Genomic DNA, 25222 nt, shown 5'->3' on the forward strand with positions numbered 1-25222 from the left:
TGACGGCTGTCAGTCGCAGGGACGGAATGCCCCTCTGCAACAGCCTCAGCTCATATCGCTCAAGATCACCGATAGGGTGCGCCAGAAGCAGAAGGAGCCTCTGACGTGTCACCCTCAGCCCCGTTAGCCTGGCTGGCGGCCCTCGCCGCTGCGGCCTACCCCACCTGGGACACCTGGAAGACCAGCTTCGACTGGTCCTCCCTGTTCACGGTCGCCGACGTGCCCGAGCAGTACCTCGCGCAGTTGCACTACGAAGGCTTCACCGAGGGCGTAGTGAGCTGCGTACGTCCGTACGACGCGATCGACCACTCGCCGTTCCTACCGCTGCGCGACGACCTCGCCACCCTCACCGAACTCGCGACGACCTGGGCCGTGCCCGTGCTGGTCGTGCTGGTCGCCCTGATGCGGCGGCATTCGGCGACGGCGGGACCGCGTGCTGCCTGGGCGCTGCTGCTGATCGCGCTCGCTCGGCCGCTCTCGGCCGACTACCAGGGGGACGGCTTCTGCTCGGGCTCACTGCCCATGTTCACCCCGGACTGGTTCGAGGCTCTGTCCGGCGGCTGGGGACTCTGGGAGTTGTGCCTGCTGGCGGCTGCCCTGCTGGTGCTGCTCGCATCGAACTCCCCCGCGCTGCCGATCTCTGGGCGACGCGCGTTGACGACCGTCATGGACGCCCTGGTGGTGTACGGGCTGGTGGGCCTCGCCCCTCTCCTCACCGGGGACGAATCCCTGCGCGCCGGCCTGCTGCACCAACTCCAGTTCGACGGCCTCCGCGATGCCCCTGTTCGGCTGCTGGTGCTCGTGCTGCCGCTCGGTTACCTCCTGTGGAGATACGGCCGGCCACCTCGCCACGGGTACGACAGCTAATGCGGTGACCATGAACGTTCACCGGGTGGACAACGCACCGGCTTGACCGCGCTCACGTTGATCCACGCGGTTGCTGATCTCGTTGTTGTATGGTCTGACGTCGGCAAATATCGCGGGGAGGGCAAGGCCGTGGAGCGCGAAACACTGGTCGGTTACCTGGACTCGCAGCGCAAGCACGTCCTGGGCATCCTGGACGGCCTTGGCGAGGAGCAACTACGCCAGGTGGTGCTGCCGTCCGGTTGGTCGCCCCGCGACCTGGTGCACCATTTGACCTGGTCCGAGGCGCTTTGGTTTCGCGGCGCGATGACCGCCGATCGCCAGGTCATCGACACGCTCGTGGTCGGCGAGTTCGGTTGGAAGGTCCCCGAGGAGTTCTCCGGTGCGGACGTGCTCGCGCGGTATCGACGGACGATCGAGCAGTCGAACATGGTCATCGGGGCGACGGCGATCGATGCCGTGCCGGCCTGGTGGCCGACGAAGATGTTCGGTTCGGGGTCATGGCGGCTGGGGTCTTTGCGCGAAGTGCTGATGCACGTGATCGTCGACACTGCGACGCACGCCGGACAGCTCGACGCGGTCCGGGAGCTGATCGACGGACGGCAGTGGCTGGTCAACGACGACTGACCGGCCGCAGGTCACTGAACCCGGTGAACGTTAGCGGTCACCGCACTAATCGCTCTGCGACGAATACTTCCGGGCGACGACGGCGTTGAACTCCGCCACCGAACCATCGTCCGCGTACGCCTTCAGGTCTGCTTGCAGGTCTCGGATGTACCGGAGATAGCGCTCCGACTTGAGCGGCCCGGCGAGGTCGATGGCCTCCAGCGCGACGGCCGCGGCCTGCGACGGGTCGCCCATGTGCACGTAGCTCGCCGCCTGGACCAGCCGGTCGAAGGCGAGGGTCCGCACGTACATCGGATCGCAGAGCCCGACCGCCTGGCCGACGAACTCCATCGCCCGGGACGGCTTGCGAAGGTCGCGGTAACAATGCGCGCCCTCGCTGGCCAGTTCGGCGGCGTCGAAGTACCCGACCCACGAGGGGTCATCGTCCACGTTGCGCTTGGCGAACCATTTCTCCGCCTCAAGCAGGGCTCGCGCGCAGGCGGCCTCATCGCCGTTCCCGGCGTGCGCGCGGGCCTCCATGGCGAAGAACAAGGCCATGGGCGTCGCAGTAGATGCGTTACGGCAGCCCTCCTGCGCCGCACGCGCGAGCTGGATGGCCTGATCGTATCGGCCCAGATAATTCGCCTGATGGCTCATGTCGGCCAGGATCAGGCCGCCCAGCATGCGATCTCCGGACACCTGAGCGAGGCGCAGCCCTTGCAGGAAATAGCGTTGCGCGAGCCCGTGTCGGCCGAGGTCGTACGCCGTCCATGCGACCAACTCCGTGATTTCGGCCGCCGCCGCGTACAACGCCCGCCCTACCGACTCCTCGAATTTACCGTCGAGCATGGGAACGACTTCTCGGTGGTAATACTGGACGAGCGCGGAACGCGCATGTCCGCCCCCGAATTGAAAACCCATGCTCGCGAACAGCTCTGTGGTGGCGCGAATGGTCTGCACGTCCCACGGGCCGACAGACGGTCGCGCGTGCTCCCGTACCAGCACCGGCTCCGGCCTCGACAGGAGCCACGCGATAAGGGACTCGTTCCAGGCGTCCGGGACGACCACCGACTGAAGCGCCACCGGATCGTCTGCGAGGTCGCGCCGCGTCAGGCCCAGCAGTCGGCTTCCCACGTCGGAGATGCCGCCGCCATGAGCCAGCGTGCGTTCCAGCGTCTCCGGAGTCACGACGCTGGCGAACCCGATGTCGTCCAGTGTGAAGGTGACGCCGGCCTTCCTGCTGAGCGCTTCCGCTATGAAGCGCGCGGTGGCAGGCCGCGGCTTCACCCCGTCGAGCCAGCGTTTGACGTCCACGTGCGTACAACTCAGGGTTACGCCTTCTTCTTGCGCAATCTGTCGCACTCGTGAAGCAAGTCCCGAATTAGAACAATCGGCACGCCGCATCGCATCAGCAAGCCCCACATTGGGCATTCGAGACATCTTCACCTCCACATGTGCACGCCTCGGCAATCATGACGCGAACACCGCCTTAAACGCCCGCTTTCCCGAGAAATACCGGCCCGCGTTTCTCCTGCTCAGGGCTTGAATCACCCCCAAAAAGCACCCCCTGTGCATTCAGTCCCGATCATGAGCACAGTGTTGGGGCGGCGCCCGGCGAGGAAGGCTTGAGTCAGCAAGAGCGGGCGAGCCAAGCACCGCGGGACTCCAACACAAGCAGTCCCTCATGCTTGACTCTCCGTAGCTATACATGTTCTATGTCTCTTAGGACCTGCTCGACAGGTCCTCGAACCGAGAGGTCTCGTCATGCTCATCCGTCCGCGCAAAGTGCTCCCGACCGTTCTGACGATCTGCGCCGCGCTCTACGCCCTGAAGGACCCGGAGGGCGCGGCGACCATCGTCAAGGCCGCCGCTCACCTGGTCATGAGTGCTTCGGAGTCCTTCGCCCGGTTCGTCCACACCGTCAACAAGTGATCGCAGAAAGAGACGCCGTGACTCAGAACCCGAACCGCCCCATCCACCCGGCTCGCATGTCGCTCGCCGAGATCGAAGCCACCTGGCAGACCGACGGCGGGACACCGCTCCCCGAGTGCACGTACGACCCCGAGCTGCACACCGGACCGCGGCTCACCATCGAGAGCACCGAGGAGCGCGCCGCCCGCGAGGCGGTCGCCCGCGAGGTCTGCGCCACCTGCCCCGCCCTGTCGCTGTGCGAACAGTACGCGAGGCGCACCCGCCCGACCTCGGGCATCTGGGCCGGCCTGCCGGCCGCCGCCCTGACCACCTACACCACCGACCTGGCAGACATGGAGGTGGCCTGAATGGCCAGCCGCATCCGCACCCGCTTCTGGGACCCGTCCGGCGCCCGGTACGGCATTCCCACCTACCCACGGCACCTGGTCCCGCGGCACCTGCTCACGCTCCACCAGCTCGCCGCCCAGGGACTGCGCCCTGGCCCTCAAGGCGCGCAGGCCCAGGCCCTGTGGCGCGGCCGGCGTCCCGGCCCGCCTCGCGTTCGGGCCGTCTCCCTGTACGACGTGCGGTTCGCCCTGCCGAAGCGCACCCCGAGCCCGCGCCGACGTACCGACATCTCCACGACCAGCCGGACGTGCCCGGAGTGCCTGATCGACGTCGGCTACGTGCTGCCGCGCCACCTCGGCGTGTGCCTCGACTGCGCGGAGGAGGCAGCCGCGTGAGCCGCCGCATCCTCGACACCTCCGGGCGTCCCGGCCTCACCGTCCACGGCGAGAAGCTCCCGAGCCTCTACCAGCCGGAAGCCGGACGCGACGGATGGCTGGAGGCCGACCGCAAGCGCGGCATGAGCCGCAGCGAACGCCCCACCCGCGAACGCCGCCCACGAACCACCGACAGGAAGGACACGCGATGACCGCCTACGAGGCCACGTCCCGGCCGTTGACCGAGGGCGAACGTACCGCCATCTCCACCACCGCAGCCGTCACCGGCGCCCTCGGGCTCCTGGGCTTCGTCAACAGCTTCGAGCGCGTCGCCACGGCGGCCGAGCCCTCGTTCGGGTGGTTCGCCTGGACCGTTCCACTCGGCATCGACCTGGGGATCGCGGCGTTCTCGGCGCTCGACATCGTCCTTGCCCGTCTCGGCATGCGCCTGGGCTGGCTCCGCTTCATCCCATGGGCCCTGACCGCCGCGACGGTCTATCTCAACGTGGCCGCCTACCTCACCATGCCAGGACCGACGGACTGGTTCGCCGTCGTCGCGCACGCCCTGCTGCCGCTCCTGTGGGTCATCGCCATCGAGGTCGGCGCCCACGTCGTCCGCAAGCATGCCGAGCTGGCCAGACCGGACCACATGGACGGCATCCGCCGCTCACGCTGGCTACTCGCCCCGCTGGCGACGGTCTCCCTCTGGCGCCGCATGGTGCTCTGGGAGATCCGCAGCTACCCGGAAGCCCTCGGCAGGGAGCGCGAACGCATCCTGGCCCGGACCGAGCTTCAGGACCGGTACGGGCTGCTGTGGCGGTGGAAGGCCACCCGTCGCGAGCGAGCCCTGTACCGCCTCGGCGAACTCACGCCCAAGCACATGCAACTGCCGGCCGCGCCACTCCCGGAACTGGAGGCTCCCAGCATCGCTCTACCGCCGACTGCTCCAAGGCGACATGGCCGTGGACCCAAGCGGCCCGAGAACACGACACCACCGAACGTAGGAGACCTCCTGCCACTGGGACGGCACATCGCCGCCGACCTGATCTCACAGGGCGAGCCCCTCACCCGTGACCGCCTCCGCGACGCCATCCGCAACCGCGGCCAGAGCATCTCGACCGACCGCGCAGGGGCACTCCTGGCCCAGCTCAAAGCAGAAGGCCCCGTACCCGAAGGTGAGGCCGCCTGATGAGCCTGACCGTCACTGACACCCGGATCAGCTCCGACCGGTGCCTGAACATCGCCGAACTCGGAGCAGGCGGATGGACCGTCACCGGCTACCCCGGACGCCTCTTCGACCGCGACGAAGCCACCACCGCCATGCTCCTGACCGAACTGCTCGCCCTGACCCTGCCGACCGAACTCGACATCGCCCAAACGGTCGGACCGCACTCGCCGACCGCTGACCACAGACCCACCGACCGCCCGGACGAATCGCGGTCCGACCGCACATCGTCCCTGACCGTCACATGGGGCGCGGCCTCATCCGCCAAGACAACGACCGCGCCCCAGGACCCCACCACCCATCAGGCAGCAGAGGTGCCTTCATCATGACTCACCGACCGGACGACCCCAACCACCACCCCAACAATGACGACACTCCAGACCGGTCCGACGAACCGACCCCGGACCGCCAGGACGGCAAGGGGGCCGACATCGTCGACCTCGACGCCGCCCGGTCCGGACGCCACCCCGACCGCTCCCAATCGGAGCCGAAGAAGTCCGCGCAGAACGACGCGGACGGACCGGTCCTAGACGGCGAGATCGTCCGAGTGGACCAGCCCGGTCCGACCCGGACCGACTGGCGGGCGAGCCTGGAACGGAAGGCGACCACCCGACAGCCGATCATCCCGCTGTGGCTGCGCTCCCGCTCCGAAGCCGTCGAGACCATCCGCTGGGCGAGCCTCCACTATCTGCACGTTGCCTGCTACCAGACCCTCCGCGCCCCGCTCTACGCCGGACGACTGACCGCCCGCGCCCCGCGTGGCTTCGTCCGCCTGGTGAACGGCATGGCGCGGTGGACGTTCGACCTGGAGGGCGAGCCCGCACGCGTGGCGGCCGTCCGCAAATCCGACTACGAGGGGTACCTGAAGCTGAGCAGGCAACGAGACTCACGTGTGCGGCTTCGGGTCTGGATCACCGGGACGATCCTGATCGCGCTGCTGGTCCTGGCCATCGTCGCGGCCAACGAGCCGTCCGCCGCCCGCTGGGGAGCGCTCGCCGTGGCCATGGCCCTGCTGGGACTCCTCGGCAAGCCCGCCGACCGACCGCTCATCAACCGGGCCGTCATGGCGTCAGAGGTGGAGAAGCTGACCAGTGACATCGTGGTCCGCGCGCTGAGCGTGCTCGGCATCGCCGGCATCACGCAGGCCCTCTCCAAGAACCCCAAGGACGCCATCCGTTTCGTTGCCCCGATCACCCGCGACGGCCCCGGCTGGCGCGCCGACATCGACCTGCCGTACGGCGTGACCGTGGCCGACGTGCTGGACAGGCGGAAGCAACTGTCCGGCGCGCTGCGCCGCCCACTCGGCTGCATCTGGCCGGAGGGCGACCCCTCCGTTCACGAGGGACGGCTGATCCTGTGGGTAGGCGACAAGGACCTGTCCAAGACCATCGTGCGATCCCCGCTCAAGCGGGCCGGCTCGCACGACGTGTTCAAGGGCGTCCCGTTCGGCAACGACCCACGCGGACGCCTGGTCACCGTGCCGCTCATCCAGCACAACGTGCTGATCGGCTCCCAGCCTGGCCAGGGCAAGACCTCGTCCATCCGCGAGCTGGCCGCCGGCATCGTGCTCGACCCCACAGTCGAGGCGTGGTTCCACGAGCTCAAGGGCACCGGCGACCTGGACCCGTACGACAAGGTCTGCCACCGCTACGTCTCCGGCATCGAGGACGAGGCCATCGCCTACGCCGCCGACTCCCTGACCCTGCTGCGCAAGGAGGTCATGCGCCGCTCGGCCGCGCTCAAGGCCCTGCCCGCGGACCTGTGCCCGGACAAGCGCGTCACCCGGCAGATCGCCGACAAGCGCTCACTGGGCCTGCATCCGCTGGTCTGCATCATCGACGAGTGCCAGAACCTGTTCGCCCACCCCGAGTACGGCGACAGGGCGGGCGATGACGCCGAGTTCATCATCAAGCTCGGCCGTGCCCTGGGCGTCGTCCTGATCCTGGCTACCCAGCGTCCGGACCGCGACAGCCTGCCCACCGGCATCTCCGCCAACGTCTCCATCCGCTTCTGCCTGCGGGTCGCCGGCCAGCTTGAGAACGACATGATCCTCGGCACCTCGGCCTACAAGAACGGCATCCGCGCCACCGTCTTCGTCCCGGAGAAGGACGCCGGCACCGGCTACCTGGTCGGCGCGACACCGATGCCCAAGGTCGTCAAGGCCGCCTACCTCAACACCCCGGAGACCCAGCTCATCGCCGACCGCGCCTACGCACTGCGGAAGACGGCAGGCACGCTCACCGGCTACGCCCTCGGCGAGACGCCCGAGCAGTCCGCGCCGACCTTCGACCTGCTGGCAGACATCCTCGCTGTGGTCCCGCCGTCCGAGGCCAAGGTCTGGAACGAGGTCGTCGTGGACCGCCTGGCCGAACTCCGGCCGGACATCTACGGCGCATGGGCGGCCCTGGAAGGCGGGGCGAAGACCGCCCAGCTCACCACCACGCTCAAGCCGTACGGCGTCCGCACCATGCAGGTCTGGGGCACTCCGGAAGGCGGCGGCAGGGGCGCCAACCGCATCGGCATCGCCCGCGAGGACCTCACCACGGCCATCACCCTGCGTGACAAGGGCAAGGCGTCGTAGCTCGCCCGCTCGCCTCTAGACCTAGAGGCGCATCCCTCTAGGTCTAGAGGCTCCCCTAGAGCCCGAAACCGTGTTCTATCTGGGCTCTAGCGCCTAGAGCCTGACCTGCGGAAACCCTAAATTCGGCCCTGGAGGCCCTCATGGCCAGCGTCATCGCCCTTCTAGCAGCCTGCCTGCCGTTCGTCACTCTCAGCTACATCGTCGTGTGCCTGGCATCGCCCTGGGGCCGCTGCACCCGATGCCGTCCCGGCGGCAAGAACCGCACCTGCCGCGCCTGCGAGGGCACCGGCAAGCGCCCCCGCCTCGGCTGGCAGCTCTACTTCTACGCCCGCCGCCTCCACCGCGACGGCAACCACTGATGCTGCCCTCTCAGGAGACCCACATGCGCAACCTCACCCGCTACGCCCTGGCCGCCGCCGCCCGCGGCTGGCACGTCTTCCCACTCACCCCGTACGACAAGCGCCCGCTGCCCGGCTTCACCGCCTGGGAGCAGCACGCCACCACCGACACCGCCCTCATCCGCCACATGTGGACCCGCGCCCCGTTCAACATCGGCATCGCCTGCGGCCCGTCCGGCCTGGTGGTGCTCGACCTGGACGTACCAAAGCCCGACGAGGACCCGCCACCCGACTGGGCGCGACCCGGCATCAACGACGGCGCAGACGTCCTGGCCACGCTCTGCGAGCAGGCCGGCCAACCGCTGCCACTGGAGACCTTCACAGTCCGCACCCGACGCGGCGGCACCCACCTCTACTTCACCACCCCGGCCGACACCGACCTCCGGAACACCGCGGGCAGGCTCGGCTGGAAAATCGACACCCGGGCTCACGGCGGCTACGTCGTCGCCCCCGGCAGCCACGTCACCCAGCGGGACGGCAGCGGCTCCTACGACGTCCTGCACGCCCCGACTCCGGCCACGCTTCCAGCCTGGCTGACTGAGCGTCTCAGTTCTCCCCCGCCGCCCACGTCCAGCACGTCTGCGGGGGCAGTGCTGGCCGCCTGCGGCGGGGACCGGGCAGCCGGGTACGCCCTGGCGGCACTGCGTGGCGAGGTCGAACGAGTGCTGGACGCCGTTCCCGGCACCCGCAACGACACCCTCAACCTCGCCGCCTTCGCCCTGGGCCAGCTCATCGCGGTCAGCCTGCTCCCACGCAACCTTGCCGAGGCGTGTCTGCACAACGCAGCCGAGGCCGTCGGGCTCGACTTCCGCGAGGCGTTCAACACCATCCGCTCCGGGCTCGACAGCGGCCTACGCCGACCAAGGAGGGCAGCCGCTTGACCACCAACGGACGCCCCACCGCCGAAACCATCCTGAGCAACCTCGGCGCCGCAAAGCAGCTCACCGAACTGCACAACGCACCCGCGGCTTGGGAGCCGCCCGCCCCACTGGGCCAGCGCGGCGAACTCCCGCCCTTCCCAGTACACGCCCTTCCCAGCTGGGTCGCCGACCACGTCAGCGCCGTAGCAGAGGAGACACAGACACCACTCGACCTGGCAGGCTGCGTCGCCCTGGCCGCACTGTCCACCGCGGCCGGCGGACGTGCAGTGGTCAACGTCCGCGGCTCATGGGTCGAGCCGGTCAACCTGTTCGTCCTGGTCGCCATGCCACCCGGGTCACGCAAGTCCGCCGTGTTCCGCGCCATGACGAACCCGCTCATCCACGCCGAACGTGCCCTGCTCAGCCGCATCGGTCCGCAGATCACCGAGGCCGAAGTCGCCCGCCGACTGGCCGAGGACCTCGCCGAGAAGGCCGCCCGCGCGGCCAGCTCGGCACGCGGCGAATCCGCCGCCGAGGCGATCGCCGAGGCCCAGAGCGCAGCCCTGGCCGTGGAAGAGATCAAGGTCCCAGTCAAGCCACGGCTGATGGCCGACGACGTCACGCCCGAATCCGCCTCCACCATCCTCGTGGAGCAAGGAGGCCGCCTCGCCGTCCTGTCCGCCGAGGGCGGCATCTTCGCCACCCTCGCCGGCCGCTACTCCGGCACACCCAACCTGGACCTGTTCCTCAAAGGCCACGCCGGAGACCCACTCATCATCGACCGCCGAGGCCGCAGCGAACGCGTCGACCAAGCCGTCCTGACCATGGGCCTGGCCGTCCAGCCCGAGATCGTTTCCGACATCGCCACCATGCCCGGCTTCCGCGGCAAGGGCCTGCTCGGCCGCATCCTCTACAGCCTCCCGAAATCCAACGTCGGCTACCGCAACGTCGACGCGCCCACCGTCCCAGACCACATCGCCGCCCGCTATGACGCCAACCTGCAACGCCTCACCATCGACATGCACGACTGGCACGACCCCGCCCAACTCGTCCTGTCACCAGAAGCCGCCGAGATCTTCACCGAACACCGCCGAAGCACCGAACGCCGTCTGCGCCCGGACTCCGGCGACCTCGGCCACATCACCGACTGGGCAGGCAAGTTCGACGGCGCCGTCATGCGCATCGCCGGCCTCATCCACCTGGCCGGCCGCGTCGAAGACGGCTGGCGCCACCCAATCACCGCCGACACCGTCAACGCCGCCATCACCATCGGCCAGTACTTCATCGCCCACGCCCTGGCCACCTTCGACGCCATGGGCGCCGACCCCGACCTCGAAGCCGCCCGCATCGTGCACGCCTGGTTGCACCGCACCGGCACGCAGCGCTTCACCGTCCGCGACGCCTTCACCGCCCTGCCACGTAACCGCTTCCGCAAGGTCGCCGAGCTGGAAACACCACTCGAACTGCTGGAACAGCTCGGCTGGATCCGCCGCGAACCCGAACCACCCAGGACGGGCCCCGGCCGCCGCCCATCACCGGCCTACGCCGTCCACCCAAGCCTCCACCAGCAAGCAGCTTGAGAAGGAACCGCCCTTGAAGACAACAACCCGCACCGACGAAAAGCTCACCGTCGCCGAGGTCTGCGCCGAACTCAAGATCGCCCGCTCCACCTTCTACGACTGGCGCGCCAAGAAGCAGGGCCCACGCTGCATCACCCTCGCCAACCGCGAACTACGCATCCGCCGCTCCGAACTCGACCGCTGGCTCACCGAACGAGAGGACGCCGCCTGATGGGGAAGACCACCTTCAGCGTCCGCTTCTGGGCGATCAAGACATACAAGGGCACCAGGGTCACCACCCACACCGTCCGCTGGATCGTGGACGGTCGCGAGTGGAAGGAGCCCTTCCGCACCCTGGCCCACGCCGAGAGCTTCCGCGCCCAACTCATGACCGCCGCCCGGCAAGGCGAGGCGTTCAGCGTCGCCACAGGACGCCCCATCTCCTGGCAGCGCGAAGAGACCGCTCTCACGTGGTTCACCTTCACGCTCTCCTACGTCGAAGCCAAGTGGCGTTACGCCGCACCGAACCACCGCCGAGGCATCGCCGAGGCCCTCACCGACGCCACAGAGGCCCTCCTGACCAAGCAGAACGGCGGACCAGATACCGACACCCAACGCGCCGCCCTCCGCTGGGCCTACAGCGAGCGCCTACGGGGCGCCGCAGAGCCGCCGGCCGAGCTGGCAGCGACACTGCGCTGGCTCGAAGCCAACACAGTGCCCATGACAGCCTTCGAGGAACCGGGCAAGGGCGCCCTCCTCACACGCGGCATGCTCGACCGGATCAGCCAGACGAGAGACGGTCAGACCGCTGCCGCCAACACGGCGAACCGCAAGCGCATGAGCCTGAACAACGCCATGGAGTACGCCGTAGAGATCGGCACTCTGTCCTCCAACCCACTCAAGGCAGTGAAGTGGACGAAGCCGCGCACACTCACCAGCGTTGACCCACGAGTCGTAATCAACGTCGAACAGGCCCGACGCTTCCTAGCTGCCGTCCATCGCCAAGGCGCACGAGGCCAGCGCATGAAGGCGTTCTTCGGCTGCATGTACTTCGCCGCCCTCCGGCCGGAAGAGGTAGTCGGCCTACGCCAGGAGCACCTCGTCAGCCTTCCGGAGGAGGGCTGGGGCGAGATGCGCCTCACTCACGCCGAACCTCGCGCCGGCAGCCGCTGGACCAACAGCGGGAAAGTCCGTGAGCGCCGCGCGCTCAAACATCGAGCAGACGGCGAGACTCGCGCCGTGCCCATCCACCCAGAACTCGGCGCAATGCTCCGCGAGCACATCCAGGAGTTCGGTGCCGGCCCCGGCGGCCGCATCTTCATCGGCCCGCGCGGCGGCTTCATGACCGACCGCGCCTACCTGAAGGTTTTCCACGAGGCCCGCACAGACGCCTTCACCGTGACGGAGGCCAGGTCACCTCTGATGATCGTCCCCTACGACCTACGCCATGCTTGCGTGTCCACATGGCTCAATGCAGGCGTTCCTGCACCCCAGGTCGCCGAATGGGCAGGCCATAGCGTCAACGTCCTGCTACGCGTCTACGCCAAGTGCATCCACGGCCAGCAGGGCGAGGCTATGCGGCGCATCTGGGACGCAACTCAGCCATGAACCTTTCCGCATGTCAATCAGGGCAAGAGCCAGTTCGGCAGCAATTATGCGGCCAAACAGACCAAGCACTAACCTCCCGGATGATTTAGTGACACACCCTCAACCCCAAGCCAGCTTGGTGTCACAGCCAGCACACTCTGTGGGGAAACCATGCTCAAGGCTGGAAGGGCCGAGCTTGGATGAATGGCGATCAAACTCATCGCGAGCAACCGCTTGGCGGCGACGCCATCGGTCTTGGCGATTATCTCCGCTATCGAAGCCAACGCCGACGACTGCCGCTGTGGGCTAGCAATCGAACGCGCCACAACCTCAGCCCGATCAACATCGCCCTTCTCCGCAACTTCCGAAGCCAGCGAGCCCAACGCCCACCCTTGTTCATACGGGTCAGAGATTGAGCGTGCGAGGGCCTCAGCTCGATCAACATCACCCATCTTCGCAACCGCTTCAGCCAGGGAGGCCAACGCCCGCGCCTGCTCCGACGACTCATTGATCGAACGCGCCACAACCTCAGCCCGATCGATGTCTCCCCCCTTCGCAACCGCTTCAGCCAGCGAGGCCAACGCCCGCGCCTGCTCCGACGACTCATTGATCGAACGCGCCACAACCTCAGCCCGATCGATGTCTCCCCCCTTCGCAACCGCTTCAGCCAGCGAGGCCAACGCCCGCGCCTGCTCCCATGGATCAGCAATCGAACACACGAGAGCCTCGGTCCGATCAACATCACCCATCTTCGCAACCACCGCAGCCAGCGAGCCCAACGCCCGCGCCTGCTCCGACGACTCACCAATCGAACGCGCCACTACCTCAGCCTGGCCAACCAACAACCCCGCCCGCTCAAGATCGCCCGACTCAGCCACCGCCTCAGCCAGCGAGGCCAACGCCCACGCCTGCCCGGACAGGTCAGGGACCGAGCGTGCAACAGCTTCAGCCTGAGCAGCCAACAACCCCGCCCGCTCAAGACCCCCTGCCTCGGCAACCGTCCTTGCCAGCGTGGCTAATGCCCGAACCTGATCCAACGGGCGGGCGATCGAACATGTGAGAGCCTCAGCCCGATCGATGTCTCCCGTCTTCGCAACCGTGTCAGCCAGCGAAATCAATGCCTGCGCCTGCCCGAACGAGTCAGCAATCGAACACGTAACGACCTCAGCCCGATCAACATCACCCATCTTCGCAACCACCGCAGCCAGCGAGCCCAACGCCCGCGCCTGCTCCGACGACTCACCAATCGAACGCGCCACTACCTCAGCCTGGCCAACCAACAACCCCGCCCGCTCAAGATCGCCCGACTCAGCCACCGCCTCAGCCAGCGAGGCCAACGCCCACGCCTGCCCGGACAGGTCAGGGACCGAGCGTGCAACAGCTTCAGCCTGAGCAGCCAACAACCCCGCCCGCTCAAAACCCCCTGCCTCCGCAACCGCCTGAGCCAGCAAGCCCAACGCCTCAGCCTGCACAGCCGGGTCAGCGATCGAACGCGCGAGAGCCTCAGCCCGATCTAGGTCCCCTAACTCAGCAGCCAGCGCCCCCACCAGGGAGACCAATGCGCGCTCCTGCCAGGACTGACTGGTGATAGAACGCGCGAGAGCCTCAGCCCGATCAATGTCTCCCGTCTTCGCAACCGTGTCAGCCAGCGAAATCAATGCCCCTGCCTGATTGATGCCATTGATTGAGTGTGCGACAGTCTCAGCCCGATCCAGGTCCCCCGACTCAGCCAACGCTTCCACCAGCGAGGCTAACGCCCACTCCTGATTGAAAGGATTGGTCATGGAACGTGCGACCGCCTCAACCTGACCAGCCAACAACCTCGCACGGTCAAGATCCCCTGCCTCCGCAACCGCTTTAGCCAGCGAGCCCAAGGCCTCAACCTGCTCCGCCGGATCAGCAATCGAACGCGCGAGAACCTCAGCCCGACCAGTTAACAACCTCGCACGGTCAAGATCCCCTGCCTCCGCAACCACTTTAGCCAGCGAGCCCAAGGCCTCAACCTGCTCCGCCGGATCAGCAATCGAACGCGCGAGAACCTCAGCCCGATCTAGGTAGCCCAAATCGGCCAGCGCCTCCACCAGCAAGGCTAACGCCCGCTCCCGTCCGGACTGACTGGTGATAGAGCGTGCGAGAGCCTCAGCCCTATCCAAGTCCCCCAGCTCAACCACCGCCCCCGCCAGCATGCCCAACGCCCACCCCTGATCGACCGGGTTGGTTATAGAACGTGCGACCGCCTCAGCCTGACTGGCCAACAACCTCGCACGGTCAAGATCCCCTATTCCCTCAAGCGCCTGCACCAGGAAGGTCAGCGCCCACGCCTGCCCTGAAGCATCTACGAGCGATTGCGCGAGCGCTTCAGCACGGGTGGGATTGCCTAGCCTGGCCCACAATGCAGGTAGGTCTATCGGAATTTTGCTGTTGCGTTGAGTTATGTACCAGCGGGTGTATGCGAGATGGAGGCTTGCAGTGAGATTGGGATCAATTTCATCGCGAATATATTCCTGAATGGCAATGATGTCGTTTATGGCCGCCGCGTCGCCGCCGCTTACGTCGAGCATCCGGTCTAGACGTGCGTGGTCGGCTGCAAGTGCCGTCATCCGCTGTACATCATCAACCTTCATGAGCATTGGGAGATATCCGCGCAGTAAGTACTCCGGTGTGCCCGCTGGCCAACCCCGGTCCCGGTAACCATCAGCCCATACATGTATTTGGTTTCGCCATCCGTCGAGATCGCCACTTAGGCAGTGAAGCGCGGTTTGCAGCAGTTCCTCATGAGCCAGCACGTACAACCGCTCGGCTTCAGGTTGCCAAGTGCTGTCACGGACAGTGAATGTTCGGCCGCTTACCGCATGCAGGATACGTTCAACCTCCCACGGCGACGTCCCAGCCAGTTCCGCCAGGTCTCGCCCGGAAAGACCGCCACCAGACGCGGTGAGCAGACCGAGCAGCTCACGACCAAGTCCTCCGGCATCCATGAGATGCAGCAGCTCCCGCTCAGCATCCCTCCGCGCCACCTTCGCCGCCGATACCGTAGTCAACGAGCGGACAATCCTTACATCCCGCAACGGGTGCCAGTCTGGAACGTCGGTAGGCACCGGCGGGTTGGGCCGTCCCGCAACCACCACTCGCGCCTCGTGCGAAGGAACAGCCGGTAACAGCGCGGCAATGCTATGAGCGTCGGGACCTGTTGTCACCCCCCGATCTTCATCGAGCCCATCGACCACCAAAACAAGCCGACCACCGTCAGCCGCGCACAAGCTCGCGGCTTCGTCCATCAGCCGCAGAAACCACTCATGACGATTCCCCTCGGTCAAGACGTCGGGAAGTGGCTCGCCAGTGATCTCCGACAGCTGCGGCAGCACGGCACCCAAGAATGCGCCTCGATCACTCTGACCGGCCCATCGAGCGGTAATGAAGAACGACACGACTCGCACCGCCGCCGGGGGAGCAAGCACGAAGGATGCCATCAAGGCGGTCTTGCCTGCCCATGCCTCACCCTGCCACCACACGTACGACGGCCCTTTACGTGCAGTGCAGAACGCCGCTAGTTCAGCAAGCTCGGGCTCCCGCCCGATCAGAACGCCCGGGAATACCTGGCGCACCCGATGCAAATACCCCGATCGTGATGGTTGCGCGGGCGGGCCACCAAAGTTGGCAACGCCAGTGACTACAACGCTGTGATCGCCCGCCGATGCTGGCCCCGTACGGCCAGCCCAGACCTTCCAAAAGGGTCTGTCACGCGCCACATCTCACCCCCCCGCCCGACCTGCGGGCTTCTGCCATCAGTCTTTGGAGATCCCCGATACCGCGTCCCCGCCATCCCCCGCGCGAGCGTCGCCGCTGTGATCTACCTGCACCTCATCGGGCAAAGAAAGCGTCCGGTCGGCAACCCCCGACACCGCACGCCCGCTGCGGCCGGCCGTGGCAGAACCCGACCGCGACACCTTCCATCCACCGTCCGATGACCCAGCACCGGATGGACGAGCACTCGGTAAGGCCGCCCACACAGCGACGCCCACCGCTGCGACCGCTGCCAAGGCCGAGACCACCACAGCGACCTTATTCGCGTCCTCCCATCGCAAGATCAGCAGCGCTACCGCTAACACCGCAACCAGCACAGCCGTCGTCAAGACGGCGACACGACGTCTGCTCACATCCCCATAATCCACCCCACCGGGCTCAGGCCGGGGGCGTTTCGTGGAACGAGCTGAAGCCGGCGGCCCGCGCCTGTCCCACCCCAGATCGAGGGCCGGAAGCGCCCGTGTGCGCAAGAAAGGGATCATGCTCCGAAACTTGGCCGCGTATTAGCCGTGAGAGGCCGTAGGACACCGGCGTTCACCGTAGACGGCCGGACACAAAGCGAGAGGCCCGCCACCGCGTTTCCGCTGGTGACGGGCCTCTTCCCGCTGGTGTGGCAGGTGCAAGGTTCGAACTTGCGTAGGCTGAGCCGACGGTTTTACAGACCGCTCCCTTTGGCCACTCGGGCAACCTGCCGTGCCATCCGCTCTCGCGGCGACAGACAGAAGAATAGCGGACTTCCGAGGTGTACGTGACACCAGTTTGTCCCCAGCCGGATCGTGGTCACCGGCTGCGCCGGAACAGCAGGCGTCCCATCCCGCGTGCGTGCTGGTCGAAGCCTGCCGCGTCGTTGGTTCTGGGGAAGGGTTCGTCCGGGACGGGTACGTCGAGGAAGTCGCATAGTGGCTGCCAGCCCTGGGCGACTTCGAACACCAGCAGGCGGTCCTGGGGGATGGTGGCTTTGACCTCCTCCACGTGTTCGGTGAAGATCTTCAGGGCGAGTTCGGTGTCGGGGATGCCGCCGCCGAAGACGCGTTCGCTCACGACCAGCCGGGTCATCCGGATGAATGCCGCGAAGTCCGTGTCGAGGAGGCGGGAGAGCGTGGCCATCGTCCGGCCCGACCAGGTGCGGGCACGGGCCGACTGTTTGAAGATGGTGGCGTTCATGCTGGCCAGCCAGCGTTCCGGGTCGCGGACGGTGAGGATGACCTTGGCGTCGGTGTAGTGGTGGGCGAGTTCGCGCCAGTACGCGGCGGCCGGCCAGTCGACGCAGGAGTCGTACCCCGACATGAGGGTTTCCCAGGTGACCGGACGGCCTTCGGCGAGGTCCAGCCAGCGGCGGATGTGGACGGGGTTCTGGAGCACCTCCGTCATGTGGTGACATGGGCCGAAGCCCAGACGTTCCAGCGCGGTCTTCGTGGACAACGTTCCGGTACGGCCGAAGCCGGCTCCGATGACTCGCATGATCCCTACCAATACGATCGGAAACTGCGAAATGTGGGCCCACAGGCATGATCCGCCGCCAAGGGCGCGGCATCAAGCCGCCTCACGCCCACGTGGACTGCACGGCGCGCCGATGCTGGCTAGGCTCGTTCGCTGGGTCCACGCATTTGGCGTACGACGGAGCGGTTTCGCGTACGGCGGAGAGGCGGGATCCCGAATATCGCTTTCACAGCCGAGAGGATGGGTGTTTTGGCCGATTCATCTTTCGACATCGTCAGCAAGATCGACCGCCAGGAGGTCGACAACGCGCTGAACCAGACGGTCAAGGAGATCGGACACCGCTTCGACTTCAAGGGCACCGGGGCGAGCATCAGCTGGACCGGTGACAACATCGAGATCAAGGCGAACAGCGAGGAGCGCGCAAATGCCGCACTCGACGTGTTCAAGGAGAAGGTGGTCAAGCGCGGGCTCTCGCTGAAGACCCTCGACGCGGGCGAGCCCAGGCTGTCGGGCAAGGAATACCGCATGCTGGTCACCCTCAAGGAGGGCATCGACCAGGAGAACGCCAAGAAGATCTCCAAGCTGATCCGCGACGAGGGCCCCAAGGGCATCAAGGCGCAGATCCAGGGCGAGGAGCTGCGGGTCAGCTCGAAGAAGAAGGACGATCTGCAGGACGTCATTTCTCTGCTCAAGGGCAAGGATCTGGACATCGCTCTGCAATTCGTGAACTACCGCTAACAGGTCGGCATCCGGGGCACATGGCGGCGTACGCGCCTTCTTGTGCCTCGGGCCTGCGTTCTCGTTGGAACGGCCGAATCTGGCATCGTAAGCTCGACGACCGTGACGAAGATCCCCCTGCGCCGCTTCACGGCACGCGTCCTGCCCCTTGATGCGAAAGACCGGGTGCTGCTGCTGCACGGCTTTGATCCGCAACTGCCGGACGAGCCGTTCTGGTTCACCATCGGTGGCGCGACGGAGGCCGGGGAGGAGCTTCGGCAGGCCGCCGCGCGCGAGTTGTACGAGGAGGTCGGGATCCGGCGGGAGGTGGAGGAGTTCGCCGGGCCGTATGGGACGAGCACGATCGAGTTCTGCTGGTCCGATTATGCGATCACGCAGGACCAGACCTTCTTCGCGATCCGGGTGCACGACGCCGCCGTCTCGTTCGAGCACATGGAGCAGATCGAGAAGGAGACGACGACCGGGCATCGGTGGTGGAGCGCGGAGGAACTCGAGAACACCCAGGAGACCTTCTTCCCGGAGGACCTGCCGGCCATTCTGAGAAGGATCACTGCGGCCGGAGAGCCCGGGTAGCCACGACGTCGCTGGAAGGCCCTGATCGCTGCAGCAGGACCGCCGAGGAGCAAGATGACGGGTGAGCCCCGTTCAGGGGCTCTCGGTCGATTTCGGAGGCGCTGACGCATTCAGCGCGGACGCGCCCCCGCACTTCGTCTGGCCGGGAAGGTCAGCGGCGGTAGCCGGCCATGCGCTCCAGCCTCGCCACCCGCTCCGACGTGGGCGGATGTGTCGAGAAGAGGCGGCCGAAGCCGGATCCGCTGAACGGGTTCGCGATCATCATGTGGGAAGCCGACGTGAGGCGGCTGTTCTCGGGAAGCGGCAGCCTGCGCGCACCCATCTCGATCTTGCGAAGGGCCGAGGCCAGGGCCAGCGGGTCGCCCGTGAGTCTCGCGCCCGACTCGTCGGCCTGGAACTCTCTGGTCCGGGAGATGGCCATCTGGACCATCCCGGCCGCCACGGGCCCGAGGATCATCATCAGCAGGGCGCCCACGAATCCGGGCCCCTCGTCGTCGTCGGAGCCGCCGAAGAATACGGCGACGTAGCTGAGCCATGTGATCATCGTGGCCAGCGCACCGGCCACGGACGAGACGAGGATGTCCCGGTTGTACACGTGGGACAGCTCGTGCCCGATCACGCCGCGCAGCTCGGACTCGTCGAGCAGCTGGGTCAGGCCGTACGTGACGCACACGGCGGCCTTCCGCGGGCTGCGGCCGGTGGCGAAGGCGTTGGGCTGCACCGTCGGGGAGATGTACAGCCGCGGCATCGGCTGGCGCGCCTCGGTGGAGAGCTCGCGGACGATCCGGTAGAGCGTGGGGTGCTCGACCTCGCTGACCGGTCTGGCCCGCATGGCCGACAGCGCGATGCGGTCGGAGAAGAAGTAGGCGACGCCGTTGCTCAGCAGGGCCAGCACGAGCGCGATCTGCAGGCCGGTGCCACCCCACAGCCACGCGCCCATCACGATGATGAACGCGGACAGACCTCCCAGGAGGATGGCGGTACGCAGACCGTTGTGGTGCAAGGTCTCCCCCTTCGTGGTCCGGGTTTCACCTCGTCCAACGACGACGACCCGGTCTATCGTTCCCCGGTGTGCTCAGCTGCGGGCGGAGCGCGACTTACCCCCGTGTCCGCCTGGGATCGGGGCGGGTTGCGGCCCGGCTGCCCGCATGGGGACAGCCGGTGTCAGGGCCCGCCTGCGGTCAGCTCGTGGCCGATAAGGACGTCAGGTCCAGGACGAGCTGCGGAGCGACCGAGAAGAGGATCGCCACGGCCAGGGCCAGGCCGACGGCGATCCACGCCGACGGGGACGAGCCCCGCAGGCGCGTCTCCCCGGGAGGGGCGAAGAGGCGGGCCGCCCAGGCGGCGTAGTAGTAGAGGCCGATCACGGTGTTGACGGCCATGACCAGCGCGAGCCAGCCGAGGCCGCCCTCGACGATCGTCCGGAACACGAAGACCTTGGCGAAGAGGCCGGCCAGCCCCGGCGGCAGCCCCGCCAGGCAGACCAGGCAGAAGGCCAGCGCGATGCCGGCCGCCGGGCTGCGGAGGACCAGGCCGCGATAGTCGTCGAGCTCGTTGCGCGGGGCGGCCCTGGAGACGAGCATGACGACGGCGAAGGCCCCGAGGTTCATGGCCGCGTAGATGACCAGGTACGCGACGGATGTGCCGGTCGCGGCCTGGGACGTGGCCGCCGTGGCGGCGATCGCCAGCGGGGCCAGGATGTAGCCGGACTGCGCGACCGAGGACCAGGCCAGCATGCGGACGGCCGACCGCTGACGCATGGCGAGCAGGTTGCCCACGGTCATCGTCAGCGCCGAGATGACCGCGATCACCGGCCCCCAGGTGGAGGACTGGCCGGCCAGCCCGGTGACCAGGACCAGGATGAGCCCCGCGAACCCGGCCGCCTTGGAGATGACCGAGAGCAGGGCCGCCACCGGGACGGGCGCGCCCTGGTAGACGTCGGCCGCCCAGGAGTGGAACGGCACGGCTGCGATCTTGAACGCGAACCCGGCCGCCACGAGGACGACGCCCACCGTGACGACCGCGGGCAGCCCGTGGGCCGTCTCCAAGGCCGTGGAGTGCGTGCCCGCCGCCGATCCCGGTGCCGGGAGCCGGCCGCTCAGGACGGCTGCCAGGCGGGAGAGGTGGACCGCCCCGGAGACGCCGTACAGGAGGGAGACGCCGAACAGCATGACGGCCGTGGACACGACCGACACGACGAAGAGCTTGACCGCGGCCTCGGAGGCGCGGCCGTCGTAACGTTTGAGCGCGGTGAGGGCGAACACCGGGAGCGAGACCAGTTCGAGCGCCACCACGAGCATGACCAGGTCGCGGGAGGCGGGCAGGGTCACCGCGCCGACGAGGGTGCACAGCAGCAGGAAGTACCACTCACCGGCCGGGATGCCGCCCCCGGCCAGCTCCGTCATCGACATCAGCACGACCACCAGGGCCGCGACGAGCACCAGCCCCGCGAAGGCCGTCGTGAACCGGTCGGCGACGAACGAGCAGAGCGTGCCTGCTCCCCCGGTCGCGAGATCCGGTGGCACGCAGAACGTCGCCCGGGACGTGCCGCCTGCGGCCTGCGCGATCACGAACCCGAGTGCCACGACGCCCCCCGCCAGGGTCACCAGCCCGAGCGTGGTGCGGGTGCGCGTCGTGGCAGGCAGGAACACGTCGAGCAGCAGCACGAGCCCGGCCACCACCGCCAGCGCCAGCGGCGGCGCGATCACGAAGTAGTCGATCTGCTGAGTCATGGCAGGGCTCCCAGCAGGGTCTGCGCCACCGGCGTGGTGAGTGAGAGCAGAAGACCGGGCCAGAGCCCGAAGAGCACGATCAGGACCACCAGCGGGGTCCACGCCGCCACTTCGTAGGAGCGGAGGTCATCGATGCGCTGCGTGGCGTTCCCGGCTTCGAGTGTCGCGGTCGTCGGCTGCCCGGCGAGCGACTCGTCCGAGCCGAGAGGCACTACGGGGCGTTCGTCCGGGGTCTCCCCCTCCGGCGGGGTCTCCCGCCGCCGCGCGGCTCCCGACGGGCGGCCGTGGGTGACGCGGGACAACATGAGCACGAAGTACGCGGCCGTCAGGACCGCGCCCAGGCCGCCGATCACCATGTACGTGAGGAAGAGCGCACGCGGCAGGCCGCTCGCCGGCTGGAACGCCCCCAGCAGCGCCAGCATCTCCCCCCAGAACCCGGCCAGACCGGGCAATCCGAGCGAGGCGATCGCGGCGAACGTGAGCACCGCCCCCAGGCGGGGCATCGTGGCCAGCAGGCCGCCGCCGAGGCTCGGCATGTCGGCCGTGCGGTAGCGGTCCTTGATCGCGCCGGCCAGGAAGAACAGCAGGCCGGTGATCAGGCCGTGGGCGACGTTCGCGAACAGGGCGCCGTTGACGCCGACCGGGGTCAGGGTGGCGAAGCCGAGCAGGACGAAACCCATGTGGCCCACGGAGGAGTAGGCGATCATGCGTTTGAGGTCGCGCTGGGCCAGGCAGGCAAGGGCGCCGTAGGCGATGCCGACCACGGCGAACGCCCCCAGCCACGGCGCCACCGCGGTCGCCCCCTCGGGGAGGACGGGGATGGCGATCCTGGCGAAGCCGTACGTGCCCATCTTCAGCAGCACTCCGGCCAGCAGCACCGAGCCGACGGTCGGGGCCTCGGTGTGGGCGTCGGGCAGCCAGGTGTGCAGGGGCCACATCGGCGTCTTGACCGCCAGGCCCACACCGATCGCCACGAACGCCAGGATCTGCACGGACCTGGACATTCCTGCGCCGTGGGCCGCGGCCAGTTCGGCCATGTCGAGCGTGCCGGTCCGCGCCCAGACGAGCAGCAGGCCGAGGAGCATCACGACCGAGCCGAGCAGCGTGTACAGGATGAACTTGACCGACGCCGCCCGGCGCCCGGCGCCGCCCCAGATCCCGATCAGGAAGTACATCGGGATCAGCACGATCTCGAAGAAGACGAAGAAGAGCAGCAGGTCGAGGGCGAGGAACGTGCCGATCATGCCGACTTCGAGCACCAGCAGCGTGAACACGAGCGCCCTCGGCCTGTTCCCCAGGAACCGGCTCGGCGTGCGGGGCCGGCCCCAGGCCAGGTAGCCGAAGCAGAGGAACGTCAGCAGCGCGGTGAGCACGATCAGCGGCAGGGAGATGCCGTCGACGCCCAGGTGGAAGCGGAGCCCCAGGCCGGGGATCCACGGCTGGTCGATCGCGAACTGCAGGCTCGACGGCCGCCCGTGGTCGAACGTGGCCGCCATGACCAGGGCCAGTGCCAGCGTGACCCCCGAGAGGATCAGGCCATACGTGCGCAGGACCGGGCGGAGCGCGCCCGGAGCGAGGAGGAGCACGAGCGCGCCGAGCAGTGGCACGGCGAGCAATGTGACCGACAGCCAGCCCGTCATGTGAGCATCACCGCCCCCACCGCGATCAGGATCACGCCGGCGAGAACGCCGCTGACATAGAGCTGGACGTTGCCGTTCTGGGCCAGGCGCAGCCATCCGGACAGGCCGCGGGCGGTGCGGCCCGACCCGCGGACGGCGCCGTCAACGACCACGTCGTCCGTTCTGACGACCAGCCGGGCCAGGGCCGTGATCGGGCGGACGAACAGCGCCGCGTAGACGTCGTCCACATAGAACGCGCGCTCGCAGGGCACCCGCAGAGGGCCCAGCAGGCGTGCCGGGTCGGTGACGGGATCGCCGCGCCAGACGGCGTGGACGACGCCGGCGCCGAGCAGGGCGAGCACGACACTGATCACGGCCACCGCCAGGTCGATGTGCGGCTGCCCCGCGAAGCCCAGCAGCAGGGCGGGGACCGCGAGGAGCATGACGGGCACGAGCATGGTCTTGGGAGCCTCGGTGACGTCGACGACGTGGGCCGTGCCGGGCTCGGGCTCGGGGAGCGCCACCACTCGCGGCGGCCCGAAGAACGTGCGGAGCCAGGCTCTGGTGGCGTACGCGCCGGTGACGGCGACGGTCGCGAGGGCGCAGCCGTACAGGAGGAGGGCGGCGGCGTCCGTCAGGCCGCCGCCGGCCAGCGCGCCGTCCATGGCCGCCAGGACGCCGTCCTTGCTGAAGAATCCGCTGGCCGGCGGGAGGCCCATCAGGGCGGCGAACCCCACCGTCATCGTCACGAAGGTGACCGGCAGCTCGCGGCGCAACCCGCCCATCTGGGTCATCAGGTTGGAGCCGACGTGGTGGATCACCACTCCCGCGCACAGGAACAGCAGCGCCTTGAACGCCCCGTGGGTCACCAGGTGGAAGATCGCCGCCCGGTCGGAGCCCGCGGCCGGGCCGCCGGCCATGTAGGCGAGCTGGCTGACCGTGGAGTAGGCGAGCACGCGTTTCAGGTCGTCCTGGGCGAACGCGGCCAGCGCGGCGCCCAGCATGCCGATCGCCGCGATGACGGCCAGGACGTCGAGCGTGGGACGGGCGGCGAGGAAGGCGGGAAAGAGCCTGGCCACGATGAAGATTCCGGCGGCGACCATGGTGGCGGCGTGGATCAGCGCGCTGATCGGGGTCGGGCCGGCCATGGCGTCCGGGAGCCAGGTGTGCAGCGGCACCTGGGCGCTCTTGCCGGCGACGCCGCACAGCAGCAGCATGGTGGCCGTCGTCAGGGTGGCCGCGGACATGTCGGGCACCTTCGCCAGCACGTCGGCGACGCGGAAGCTGCCCGCCGCCGTGCCGAGGACGAAGATGCCGAACAGGAAGCCGACGTCGCCGAGCCGGGTGACGAGGAACGCCTTGACCGCCGCCTGCGAATTGCCCCGGTCTTCCCACCAGTGACCGATGAGGAGGTAGGAGCACAGGCCCATGATCTCCCAGCCCACGTAGAGGACCAGGAGGTCGCCCGCGTAGACCACCAGGAGCATGGCACTGGTGAACAGGCTGATGAACGCGCTGTAGGAGGGGTAGCGGGGATCGTCTTTGAGGTAGCCGACCGAGTAGACCTGCACGGCCAGCGCCACCAGCGTCACGAGGACGCCGAGGACGGCCGACAGGTCGTCGGCCAGGAGGGTCAGCGAGATCGGGACGCCGCCGGTGACGATCGAGCCGTACGTGCGGCCCACGGGCTCCGAGGGGGCGCCGCCTTCGAGGAACGCGAAGCCAGGCCCCCAGGCCAGCCAGAGAGCCAGGACGACCGACACCGCGGTCGGGATGACGGCGATCCAGGCGGCTCGGGTGTTGGCGCGTTCGCCGGCGGTCTTCTCGGCCGCCGCGAGCCGCGCTCTGCCCACTGGTTGTTCCTGGACCGCGGGGCGGCCGTGCGGCCAGCGGGAGAGCAGCAGGCCGGTGGCGGCGGCGATGGCGGGCAGCAACACGGCCAGCAGCGGGAACGTCGTCACAGCTCGCCCCCTCGCCGGGCGCGGTGGTCGTCAGCGGGGGCC

The 25222-nt window shown here is 67.9% G+C and carries 23 protein-coding genes and 1 tRNA gene; 16 read left to right on the forward strand and 8 right to left on the reverse strand.

Annotated features, from left to right (window positions below):
* The first annotated feature begins 105 nt into the window (after positions 1-105).
* Together ACNF49_RS01870 and ACNF49_RS01875 are read left to right on the forward strand one after the other, a co-directional pair.
* On the forward strand, positions 106-867 hold the full coding sequence (locus ACNF49_RS01870; protein WP_482942612.1) for a hypothetical protein: 762 nt from the start codon (positions 106-108) through the stop codon (positions 865-867).
* A gap of 42 nt (positions 868-909) precedes the next feature.
* Positions 910-1491: a DinB family protein gene (locus tag ACNF49_RS01875; RefSeq protein WP_237104576.1), complete on the forward strand. Its 582-nt coding sequence runs from the start codon at positions 910-912 to the stop codon at positions 1489-1491.
* A gap of 45 nt (positions 1492-1536) precedes the next feature.
* Here ACNF49_RS01875 and ACNF49_RS01880 read toward each other — a convergent pair whose 3' ends face one another.
* Positions 1537-2910 carry an NsdA family TPR-like regulatory protein gene (locus ACNF49_RS01880; protein WP_482945711.1) on the reverse strand — a complete coding sequence of 458 codons (1374 nt, stop codon included), beginning with the start codon at positions 2908-2910 and terminating at the stop codon, positions 1537-1539.
* A 324-nt stretch (positions 2911-3234) separates the two neighbouring features.
* Between ACNF49_RS01880 and ACNF49_RS01885 the strand changes: the two genes are divergently transcribed.
* From ACNF49_RS01885 to ACNF49_RS01940, 12 genes are all read left to right on the forward strand, one after another.
* A complete protein-coding gene (locus ACNF49_RS01885) occupies positions 3235-3402 on the forward strand; it encodes a hypothetical protein (RefSeq protein WP_357966596.1) in 168 nt (55 codons plus the stop codon).
* A gap of 17 nt (positions 3403-3419) precedes the next feature.
* A complete protein-coding gene (locus ACNF49_RS01890; protein ID WP_482942613.1) occupies positions 3420-3749 on the forward strand; it encodes a WhiB family transcriptional regulator in 330 nt (109 codons plus the stop codon).
* Positions 3750-4124 (forward strand): RRQRL motif-containing zinc-binding protein, encoded by a 375-nt coding sequence (locus ACNF49_RS01895; RefSeq protein ID WP_482942614.1) that lies wholly within the window; start codon positions 3750-3752, stop codon positions 4122-4124.
* Positions 4121-4315 carry a hypothetical protein gene (locus ACNF49_RS01900; RefSeq protein WP_482942615.1) on the forward strand — a complete coding sequence of 65 codons (195 nt, stop codon included), beginning with the start codon at positions 4121-4123 and terminating at the stop codon, positions 4313-4315. Before ACNF49_RS01895 ends, ACNF49_RS01900 begins: the two co-directional genes overlap by 4 nt.
* Complete coding sequence (locus ACNF49_RS01905; protein WP_482942616.1) at positions 4312-5292, forward strand: DUF2637 domain-containing protein; 981 nt, start codon at positions 4312-4314, stop codon at positions 5290-5292. Before ACNF49_RS01900 ends, ACNF49_RS01905 begins: the two co-directional genes overlap by 4 nt.
* The gene (locus tag ACNF49_RS01910) at positions 5292-5657 is read left to right on the forward strand and encodes a hypothetical protein (RefSeq protein ID WP_482942617.1); all 366 of its coding nucleotides are present in this window, start codon (positions 5292-5294) and stop codon (positions 5655-5657) included. The genes ACNF49_RS01905 and ACNF49_RS01910 overlap by 1 nt, the downstream gene beginning before the upstream one ends.
* Positions 5654-7909, forward strand: a complete 2256-nt coding sequence (locus ACNF49_RS01915; RefSeq protein WP_482942618.1) for a cell division protein FtsK — start codon at positions 5654-5656, stop codon at positions 7907-7909. Before ACNF49_RS01910 ends, ACNF49_RS01915 begins: the two co-directional genes overlap by 4 nt.
* Before the next feature lie 140 nt (positions 7910-8049).
* Positions 8050-8268 carry a hypothetical protein gene (locus tag ACNF49_RS01920; protein ID WP_482942619.1) on the forward strand — a complete coding sequence of 73 codons (219 nt, stop codon included), beginning with the start codon at positions 8050-8052 and terminating at the stop codon, positions 8266-8268.
* A 23-nt stretch (positions 8269-8291) separates the two neighbouring features.
* A complete protein-coding gene (locus ACNF49_RS01925) occupies positions 8292-9188 on the forward strand; it encodes a bifunctional DNA primase/polymerase (RefSeq protein ID WP_482942620.1) in 897 nt (298 codons plus the stop codon).
* The gene (locus ACNF49_RS01930; protein WP_482942621.1) at positions 9185-10747 is read left to right on the forward strand and encodes a YfjI family protein; all 1563 of its coding nucleotides are present in this window, start codon (positions 9185-9187) and stop codon (positions 10745-10747) included. Before ACNF49_RS01925 ends, ACNF49_RS01930 begins: the two co-directional genes overlap by 4 nt.
* A gap of 13 nt (positions 10748-10760) precedes the next feature.
* A complete protein-coding gene (locus tag ACNF49_RS01935) occupies positions 10761-10958 on the forward strand; it encodes a helix-turn-helix transcriptional regulator (RefSeq protein WP_357994124.1) in 198 nt (65 codons plus the stop codon).
* Positions 10958-12334 (forward strand): tyrosine-type recombinase/integrase, encoded by a 1377-nt coding sequence (locus ACNF49_RS01940; protein ID WP_482942622.1) that lies wholly within the window; start codon positions 10958-10960, stop codon positions 12332-12334. The genes ACNF49_RS01935 and ACNF49_RS01940 overlap by 1 nt, the downstream gene beginning before the upstream one ends.
* A 68-nt stretch (positions 12335-12402) precedes the next feature.
* Here ACNF49_RS01940 and ACNF49_RS01945 read toward each other — a convergent pair whose 3' ends face one another.
* The 3 genes from ACNF49_RS01945 to ACNF49_RS01955 form a co-directional block, all read right to left on the reverse strand.
* The gene (locus ACNF49_RS01945; RefSeq protein WP_482942623.1) at positions 12403-15918 is read right to left on the reverse strand and encodes a hypothetical protein; all 3516 of its coding nucleotides are present in this window, start codon (positions 15916-15918) and stop codon (positions 12403-12405) included.
* 810 nt (positions 15919-16728) lie between these two features.
* A tRNA-Tyr gene (locus ACNF49_RS01950) sits at positions 16729-16810 on the reverse strand.
* 87 nt (positions 16811-16897) lie between these two features.
* The gene (locus tag ACNF49_RS01955) at positions 16898-17578 is read right to left on the reverse strand and encodes a sulfotransferase family protein (RefSeq protein WP_352322495.1); all 681 of its coding nucleotides are present in this window, start codon (positions 17576-17578) and stop codon (positions 16898-16900) included.
* A gap of 219 nt (positions 17579-17797) precedes the next feature.
* Between ACNF49_RS01955 and ACNF49_RS01960 the strand changes: the two genes are divergently transcribed.
* Together ACNF49_RS01960 and ACNF49_RS01965 are read left to right on the forward strand one after the other, a co-directional pair.
* Entirely contained in the window at positions 17798-18295 is a 498-nt protein-coding gene (locus ACNF49_RS01960) for a YajQ family cyclic di-GMP-binding protein (protein WP_357966563.1), read from the forward strand.
* A gap of 102 nt (positions 18296-18397) precedes the next feature.
* A complete protein-coding gene (locus ACNF49_RS01965; RefSeq protein ID WP_482942624.1) occupies positions 18398-18868 on the forward strand; it encodes an NUDIX hydrolase in 471 nt (156 codons plus the stop codon).
* A 151-nt stretch (positions 18869-19019) separates the two neighbouring features.
* Here the strand turns inward: ACNF49_RS01965 and htpX are convergent, their stop codons facing one another.
* From htpX to ACNF49_RS01985, 4 genes are all read right to left on the reverse strand, one after another.
* Positions 19020-19871, reverse strand: coding sequence for a zinc metalloprotease HtpX (htpX, locus tag ACNF49_RS01970; protein ID WP_357966558.1), 852 nt, complete (start codon positions 19869-19871; stop codon positions 19020-19022).
* 178 nt (positions 19872-20049) lie between these two features.
* On the reverse strand, positions 20050-21600 hold the full coding sequence (locus ACNF49_RS01975; RefSeq protein WP_482942625.1) for an NADH-quinone oxidoreductase subunit N: 1551 nt from the start codon (positions 21598-21600) through the stop codon (positions 20050-20052).
* Positions 21597-23240, reverse strand: coding sequence for a complex I subunit 4 family protein (locus ACNF49_RS01980; RefSeq protein WP_482942626.1), 1644 nt, complete (start codon positions 23238-23240; stop codon positions 21597-21599). The genes ACNF49_RS01975 and ACNF49_RS01980 overlap by 4 nt, the downstream gene beginning before the upstream one ends.
* Positions 23237-25180 carry an NADH-quinone oxidoreductase subunit 5 family protein gene (locus ACNF49_RS01985; protein WP_482942627.1) on the reverse strand — a complete coding sequence of 648 codons (1944 nt, stop codon included), beginning with the start codon at positions 25178-25180 and terminating at the stop codon, positions 23237-23239. The genes ACNF49_RS01980 and ACNF49_RS01985 overlap by 4 nt, the downstream gene beginning before the upstream one ends.
* Between the last annotated feature and the right edge of the window lie 42 nt (positions 25181-25222).

This window comes from Actinomadura sp. ATCC 39365 (assembly GCF_054392275.1).